Origin of the sequence: Sinomonas sp., from assembly GCF_051955515.1 — a bacterium.
Classification (GTDB): domain Bacteria; phylum Actinomycetota; class Actinomycetes; order Actinomycetales; family Micrococcaceae; genus Sinomonas.
Genome location: NZ_JBQCGQ010000052.1, coordinates 1 through 6,549, shown reverse-complemented (window position 1 = coordinate 6,549; position 6,549 = coordinate 1). Strand labels below are relative to the sequence as shown.

10 protein-coding genes are annotated in these 6,549 nt (G+C 69.2%); 8 read left to right on the top strand and 2 right to left on the bottom strand.

Annotation, left to right across the window (positions count from 1 at the left end; all coding sequences use genetic code 11):
• Both ACTHL9_RS03140 and ACTHL9_RS03135 read right to left on the bottom strand, forming a co-directional pair.
• The coding region (locus ACTHL9_RS03140; RefSeq protein WP_440517256.1) for a response regulator at window positions 1-269 on the bottom strand (269 nt) is incomplete at its 3' end.
• On the bottom strand, window positions 266-1,576 hold the full coding sequence (locus tag ACTHL9_RS03135) for an ATP-binding protein (protein WP_440517255.1): 1,311 nt from the start codon (window positions 1,574-1,576) through the stop codon (window positions 266-268). The genes ACTHL9_RS03135 and ACTHL9_RS03140, both read right to left, overlap by 4 nt.
• A 125-nt stretch (window positions 1,577-1,701) precedes the next feature.
• On the opposite strand from ACTHL9_RS03135, the gene ACTHL9_RS03130 reads away from it, so the two are divergent.
• From ACTHL9_RS03130 to ACTHL9_RS03095, 8 genes are all read left to right on the top strand, one after another.
• Window positions 1,702-3,087 (top strand): PspC domain-containing protein, encoded by a 1,386-nt coding sequence (locus ACTHL9_RS03130; protein ID WP_440517254.1) that lies wholly within the window; start codon window positions 1,702-1,704, stop codon window positions 3,085-3,087.
• A 1-nt stretch (window position 3,088) separates the two neighbouring features.
• Window positions 3,089-3,400, top strand: a complete 312-nt coding sequence (locus ACTHL9_RS03125; RefSeq protein ID WP_440517253.1) for a hypothetical protein — start codon at window positions 3,089-3,091, stop codon at window positions 3,398-3,400.
• 38 nt (window positions 3,401-3,438) lie between these two features.
• Entirely contained in the window at window positions 3,439-3,741 is a 303-nt protein-coding gene (locus tag ACTHL9_RS03120; protein WP_440517252.1) for a PspC domain-containing protein, read from the top strand.
• Window positions 3,742-3,907: 166 nt separating this feature from the next.
• Complete coding sequence (locus ACTHL9_RS03115) at window positions 3,908-4,933, top strand: 6-phosphofructokinase (protein WP_440517250.1); 1,026 nt, start codon at window positions 3,908-3,910, stop codon at window positions 4,931-4,933.
• The gene (locus ACTHL9_RS03110; protein WP_440517249.1) at window positions 4,930-5,646 is read left to right on the top strand and encodes a GNAT family N-acetyltransferase; all 717 of its coding nucleotides are present in this window, start codon (window positions 4,930-4,932) and stop codon (window positions 5,644-5,646) included. Before ACTHL9_RS03115 ends, ACTHL9_RS03110 begins: the two co-directional genes overlap by 4 nt.
• Before the next feature lie 77 nt (window positions 5,647-5,723).
• The gene (locus ACTHL9_RS03105) at window positions 5,724-6,011 is read left to right on the top strand and encodes a LysR family transcriptional regulator (RefSeq protein WP_440517248.1); all 288 of its coding nucleotides are present in this window, start codon (window positions 5,724-5,726) and stop codon (window positions 6,009-6,011) included.
• 127 nt (window positions 6,012-6,138) lie between these two features.
• Entirely contained in the window at window positions 6,139-6,330 is a 192-nt protein-coding gene (locus ACTHL9_RS03100; protein WP_440517247.1) for a hypothetical protein, read from the top strand.
• Window positions 6,327-6,549 (top strand): ATP-binding cassette domain-containing protein (locus tag ACTHL9_RS03095; protein WP_440517246.1); only part of this gene is annotated, 223 nt, incomplete at its 3' end. The genes ACTHL9_RS03100 and ACTHL9_RS03095, both read left to right, overlap by 4 nt.

Below are 6,549 nucleotides of genomic sequence, written 5' to 3'. Positions count from 1 at the left end.
GCGTCGGAGACGCTGAGCGCGAGGAAACGCACACGCGGGAGCAGCGCCGCCGAGCGCGTCAGGACTTCCCGTCCTCCCCCTCCGAGTCCACCCGGAAGGTGCACGTCCAGCAGCACCACCTGGGGCCGCAGCTCGCCGATGACGGCGACGGCCTGCTCGACCGTCGCGGCCTCCCCCACCACGCGGACGCGCTCGTCGAGGTCGGCCTTGAGGCCGGACCGAAAGATCGTGTGGTCGTCTACCACGACGACGGTCACAGGCTCGCTCATGATTCCTCCGTTCCCATCCCGGGCAGGTGCAGCCGCACTTCCGTGCCGTCCGGCCCCGAGGCAATCGTCGCCTCGCCGCCATGCCGCCGCATCCGCCCGACGATCGATTCGCGCACCCCGAGTCGGTCAGAAGGGACGGACTCGGGGTCGAATCCCGGGCCGCGGTCCTTGACGAACAGGTCGAGGGCGTCGTTTCCCGCCTCGACGTAGACCGAGACGCTCCCGCCGCCGTGGCGCACGGCATTGAGCATCGCCTCGCGCGCCGCCTGGAGCAGCGCTTCGAGCCGCTCGGCGTTCTTGCCGTGCAGCGGCACATCGCCGACGGACACGACCTCCACGCTGTGACCGTGGGCATCCTCGACCTCGCCCGCGAGTGTCTTGAGCCGATCCACGAACGTGCCCCCGCCGCGCCGGGAATCCCGATACAGCCATTCGCGAAGCTCCCGTTCCTGGGCCCGGGCGAGGCGCGTTACGTCAGCCTCGCTTCCCGCTCGCCGTTGGATGAGCGCGAGGGTCTGGAGCACTGAGTCGTGGAGGTGGGCCGCGATCTCCGCGCGCTCCTCCTCGCGGACGCGCGCTGACCGCTCGGCCGCGAGGTCACGCCAGAACTTGAGGCCCCAGGGGAGCAGGACAAGCGCGACGCCCGCGAGGACTGCGAGTGACGCCAAGAGTGCCAGGCCGAGGACGTTCCACTGGCTCCCGGAGACCGCGAGCGCCACGCCCGCGATCACGAGAGCCAGGCCAGCCCCCAGGCGCAGCCAGCCGTTCCAGCGTCCCGGCCCGGCTCCGCGCACCAGTTGTTGACGGCGCGAGTCGTCGAGCTGCATCCACGCGAGGGCGGCCCCGCCGAGGATCGCCGCGACCGGCACGATCACGCCCAGAGGGATCTCGGCGCCGAGCAGCCTGCCCCCCAGCGCGACGGCGACGAGCACCAGAACGGCGCCCAGCAGGATCTCGCGGGCGTGACCGCCGAGCCGCCACGCGCGGCGCGCTTCGGCCGCGGAGGCAAGGTCCGGCGTCGTCCTCTGTGCGTCGCCTGCCCCATCGGCAGCGAGGCTCACCGCGGGCGCGATCGACGACGCCGGGCGGCGGGCCTGGCGGCGCGTGGCCTCCGCCGCCGTGGGCACCATGATCCACAGCCACGCGTAGAACACGATCCCCGCGCCGCCCAAGAGCGACGAGAGAACCATGACCCAGCGCACCACCTCGACGCGCAGGCCCAGATGTCTGGCCAAGCCGGAGCACACGCCCGCGACGAAGCGGTCCTCGCCGCGCACGAGCGGCGGCCGGAGGCGAACGGTGTCCATGCCATCAATCCAAGCACGGTTCTGCGCTCTCAGGGCCGTCGTTCCGGGGATCCCGGGGGTGTTTCAGGGTCCGTTCAGGGTCTCACCCCATGGGACGCGAGCGGCCCCGCCGGAAGGATAGAGCCATGAGCACCGAACAGCACCCCGGGGAACCAGATTCCCCCTCACCAAGACCGGCCGGCAGGCCCGGTTCAGACTTCTTCGGCTGGATTCGCAGCCTCCGCATCGCCCGCGGCTCGGACCGCTGGGTTGGCGGTGTGGCGAGCGGTCTGGCTCATCGCTGGGGTGTCGACCCAGTCGTCGTCCGAGGACTGTTCGTCGTCGCGGCGATCTTCCTCGGCGTCGGCGTCCTGGCCTACGGCGTCCTGTGGCTCCTTCTTCCCGAACCGGACGGCCGTATCCACGTGCAAGAGGCCATGCGCGGGCGGTGGACCACGGGCATGACGGGCGGCCTCATCGCGACGGTCATCGGGCTCGGCGGCGCTCGCGCCGGATTCTGGTTCGGCGACATGCGCGGGGCTGGCCCCTTCTGGGCGCTCTTCTGGGTCGGGGTCGTGGGACTGATCGTCTTCAGCATCGCCCGGGCGCGCCGATCGCGGCGCGGGTTCGGCCCCCACGGCCGCTTCGGCCCTCACGGCCATCCCGGATACGGGCAGGCGGTGTATGGGCCCCCGACTGAGCGGGCTTCAGCCGAGCAGGCTTCAGCCGAGCAGGCTTCGGCCGAGCAGGCTTCGGCCGAGCAGGCGACTCCGGCGGGCCCCTCCCCGTACAGCGCGAGCACCTATATGTCAGCTCCCCCACCTCTTTATGAAGGATCCCCCTACTCGCAGCCGGGACCACACTCCTACCCGGCCCCGGCGCCTGTCGCCACGGCTGTGAAGCCCCGCCGCCGGGGGCCGGGCGGCCCGTTCACAGCCGTCGTCCTGGGCCTCGCGGTCCTCGTGGCCGGCGGACTCCAGGCCCTTCAGCTTGCCGGGGCCTCGATCATCGACCCGAACACCGGCGCACTGTGGGCTATCGGGGCGGGCATCATCGGGCTCGGCATCCTGATCGCCGGCCTGCGGGGCCGAACGGCAGGGATCCTGACGCTCTTCGCCCTCGTGGCCCTCGTTGCCGCCGCAGTCACGCAGCCGGCCTTCCAGCTGAGCCGCACCCGGGGCACGGTGAATCTGGCTGCGACCTCGATGCAGCAGGCCGTGACCGGCTATCACGTCACCGCGCAGAAGGGACAGGTGGACCTCAGTGCCCTCGACACCGCTGGCCCGCTGACGACCGATTCGGTGGTCCCCGTCAACGCGACCATGAGCGATCTCCAGATCCGCATCCCCAAGGACGTTCCCGTTCGGGTGCAGGCAGACGCGACCATGAGCAACGTCGATTTCGGCGACAAGTCCATCGCCGGGCTCGGCACAAACGGCTCCGAGACCTACAACTCTGGCCGCGCAGGCGCGACCCTAGTGGTGACGGTGCACGCAACGATGAGCAACGTCCAGATCGAACAGGAACAGTGACATGAGCGCCAACGAGAGCGGATACGGAAAGACTGCTGGGGAGGGTCTCCACGGCCCCAGCGTGGGCACCATCGTCTGGGGAGCCATCGTGATCGCGATCGCAGGACTGCTCACGTCGAGCCGGCTCGGCTGGTTCACCATCGATCCCGGTATGGCCGCCGTCGCGCTCCTCCTCCTTGCGGGCGCTGGGCTCGTGATCGGCGGCAGCCTCGCCGCCGCGCGCAGCCGCAAGCCGCTCGAGGGGGCCCGCGACGACGAGCCGAAGGTTCGCAATCCGTACCAGCAGCCAGATCCTCCCGCCGACGACCTCTAAAAAGCCGACATCCATCTCGCATCCGAGGAGTTTTCGCCATGGACTCGTTCTTCAACGCCATCCGCTCGACCGGCCTCCGCCGCAGCCAGCGCCGCCTTCTCGCCGGCGTCCTCGGCGGCATCGCGGAGAAGCTCGGGGTCGACGTCGCCTTCGTGCGCATCGTCTTCATCGTGCTCTGCTTCCTTCCAGGACCAGCGATCCTCGCGTACCTCGTCGCGTGGGCGCTCATCCCGGATCCCAACGGCTCGATCATCCTCGAGAAGGCCTTGGGCGGGCCGCGCGGCGATGCCGGACACCAGGTCTCGGGGCCCGGGGGTGGGCAGGGACCATCGGGCGTGTGAGCCATTGATGACGGACGACGGCGGCACTCACCGCCGTCGTCCGCTGTGGTGTGCATCACGAACAAGCCGCGACTACAATCGGCGTGGGCTCAACGGGGCGCCTCCCAGCATCCATCGTCGGCCCCGCTCACCCCTGCGGCTGGCCGCAGCAGCGGAAAGGCCCTGCATGAAGATCGGCATCCTCACCTCCGGCGGCGACTGCCCCGGCCTCAACGCAGTCATCCGGGGGGCCGTGCTCAAGGGCATCGCGGTTCACGGCCAGGAATTCGTGGGGTACAAGGACGGCTGGCGCGGCGTGGTCGAGGGCGAGGTGATCGAGCTCCCCCGCACTATGGTGCGCGGAATCTCCAAGCAGGGCGGAACGATCCTCGGCACATCGCGGACCAACCCCTTCGAGCACGGAGGCGGCCCCGAAGTCATCAAGGACAACATGGACCGCCTCGGGATCGACGCGATCATCGCCATCGGCGGGGAGGGCACCCTCGCGGCCGCCAAGCGCCTCACCGACGCGGGCATCCGGATCGTCGGCGTCCCGAAGACGATCGACAATGACCTCGACGCCACCGACTACACGTTCGGCTTCGACACCGCGGTCGAGATTGCGACCGAAGCCATCGACCGGCTGCGCACCACCGGCGAATCGCACCACCGCTGCATGATCGCCGAGGTGATGGGCCGGCACGTCGGCTGGATCGCCCTGCATTCCGGGATGGCCTCCGGTGCCCATGCAATCCTGATCCCCGAGCAGCGGGTGAGCATCGATCAGATCGCCGCCAGGGTCAAGCTCGCCCACGACCGCGGCCGCGCGCCACTTGTGGTCGTGGCCGAGGGCTTCGCGCTGGACACCATGGCCGAGGCCCACTCGGAGCGCGGGCTCGACACCTTCGGGCGCCCGCGTCTCGGGGGAATCGCAGAGCAGCTCGCGCCCGAGATCGAGGCACGAACGGGGATCGAGACGCGCGCCACGATCCTCGGCCACATCCAGCGGGGCGGCGTGCCCACCGCCTTCGACCGGGTGCTCGCGACCCGGCTCGGCATGGCGGCCATCGATTCCGTGGTCGAGGGCCGATGGGGCACCATGGTCTCGCTCAACGGCACGGACATCGTCCACGTCGGCTTCGAGGCCGCGCTCGGCCGGCTCAAGACCGTCCCCCAGCACCGCTACGACGAGGCCCGCGTCCTGTTCGGGTGAGTGTGGCACACGAGGGAACCTTCCATGAGGGGAGCCGGGGCATCGTCCGGCTGGCGTGGGCACGGCGCCTCGGCCTCCCCGATCTTGCCTTCTCGGACGACGGCGGCCGCCTCCTCGGCTGTCGGGACACGGCCCGCGAATTCATCGCCGTAGAGCTGTTCGGGCAGGTCGCGTTGTGCGGTCCGACGCGGCTCGTCGAGGCCGCGGCTGGTCTGCCCGACGACGAACTCTTGGGCGGCGGGGCGCTTCTGCGCCTCGCTGGCCCCGGGGTCCATGGGCTCCGCACGGCCGTCCTCGGCTTCGCAGACGATCTCCCCGTCTTCCAGCCGGACACCGAGCCGGAGGTCTCGCGGGGAAACCCGGAGGCAATCGAGCTCGAGACGCTCTGCCCTCCCGACGACGTGAGCTCGGCCGGCATTGAGGAGCGCGGCTACCGCTTCACCCTCCTCGTCGATGACGAACCAGCCGCCTGCGCCGCATACGCAGTCCATGAGGGCCTCATCGCAGATCTCGGGGTGCTCGTCGCGCCCCACCGGCGCCGTCAGGGGCTGGGGACGTTCATGGGCCTCCTCGCCGCGCACGAAGCGTTGGCAGAGGGCTATTTGGTCCAAGTCGAGGCGCAGGCCCAGAACGTCGCCGGCCTCAGGCTCGCAGATGCGTTGGGCGTCGTTCCCGCGGGCAGGATCGCCTCCGTGGCACTCCGGGCTCAGTGATCGATCAGTACTTCCAGAACCGGGTAGCTTTTGTTGATGTCAGTGGAGGCGTCCGGTGAGGGATGGTGGGGCGAGCCGTGCATCTCAGCGCGGTCAAGGCGTTCGTGGCGGTAGCGACGCTAGGAAGCACGATTGAGGCCGCAGGCACCTTGGGCTTCAGCCAATCCGCCGTGAGCCGGCAGGTCGCAGACTTCGAGCGCTACGTGGGGACCACTCTGTTCGCGCGAGGGCAGGGCGGCCTCAGGCTGAACTCTGCGGGCAGGGAAGTTCTGCCCTTGGCCATCGAAGTTCTGCGCCTCGCCCAGTCCATGACCACCACGGCCGCCGCCGAACCCCGGCCCCGAGCGCGCTCTCACTGCCAATAGTTAGGGCCAATAGTTAGGCATCTATGAGGGATGGGCATAGAGGGCCCCTTTCGGTTGACCGGGCACCGGGCTGCGGGGAATATCGAGACATCCAGCTCAACCAGCGGCAAACCGAAAAGGTGGGGAAATGTCTACGATCGTCAGCATGATTCCGGCAACACCTCGGACAGCGCAAATCGCCGTGCGTTCGAAGGCGCAATTCGATGCCGCAATCCTCAGGTACGACGCCTGGTTCTTGGTGCTCCTCGCCGTCATCCTCGCAATCGGCGTCGCGCTCCTCGCCGGCATGGCCATCTGGTACGTCGTCGAGTGCCGTTGACGCAGCTTGACGTCCAGGACCTCGGCTTCACCTATCCGTCAGCAGACGCCGCTGCGCTATCCGCTGTCAGCTTCGGGGTAGAGCCAGGCGAGATCGTAGGGCTTGTGGGGCCGAACGGCTCGGGCAAGTCGACGCTCATCAAGCTGATCTTCAATCTCATGGAGCGCCAAAAAGGCGCAATTCTGGTCAATGGCTGCGATCATCGCAGCGAAAAGGCAC

Coding starts and splice junctions, on each gene's coding strand:
- ACTHL9_RS03125 (WP_440517253.1), top strand. CDS start 3,089: ATGAGCGCCAACGAGAGCGGATACGGAAAGACTGCTGGGGAGGGTCTC.
- ACTHL9_RS03130 (WP_440517254.1), top strand. CDS start 1,702: ATGAGCACCGAACAGCACCCCGGGGAACCAGATTCCCCCTCACCAAGA.
- ACTHL9_RS03100 (WP_440517247.1), top strand. CDS start 6,139: ATGTCTACGATCGTCAGCATGATTCCGGCAACACCTCGGACAGCGCAA.
- ACTHL9_RS03120 (WP_440517252.1), top strand. CDS start 3,439: ATGGACTCGTTCTTCAACGCCATCCGCTCGACCGGCCTCCGCCGCAGC.
- ACTHL9_RS03115 (WP_440517250.1), top strand. CDS start 3,908: ATGAAGATCGGCATCCTCACCTCCGGCGGCGACTGCCCCGGCCTCAAC.
- ACTHL9_RS03135 (WP_440517255.1), bottom strand. CDS start 1,576: ATGGACACCGTTCGCCTCCGGCCGCCGCTCGTGCGCGGCGAGGACCGC.